The following is a 241-nucleotide window of genomic DNA, read 5'->3' on the forward strand; positions in this document are numbered from 1 at the left end:
TAGCGTTTTGGACCCACCTGACCCCATGCCGAACTCAGTAGTGAAACGAAACAGCGCCGATGATAGTGTAGCATTTGCTATGTGAAAGTAGGACATTGCCAGGCTCCAAATTGTAAAAAGCCCGACTAGAAATAGTCGGGCTTTTTTACGTCTGCAGAAAAGTGAAGTGTGGGTGAGTAATGTACACAAGTCTCCCGCGTAGGTCGGGCGAGCGTAGCGATACCCGACACTCAAATCATAA

General features: G+C 48.1%; 1 rRNA gene. It reads left to right on the top strand.

The window, feature by feature from the left end:
* A 5S ribosomal RNA gene (gene rrf / locus H5079_RS18280) occupies positions 1–104 on the top strand; the annotation flags it as partial.
* Positions 105–241: the final 137 nt, after the last annotated feature.

Source organism: Pseudoalteromonas sp. SG44-5, from assembly GCF_014164175.1.
GTDB lineage: Bacteria > Pseudomonadota > Gammaproteobacteria > Enterobacterales > Alteromonadaceae > Pseudoalteromonas > Pseudoalteromonas nigrifaciens.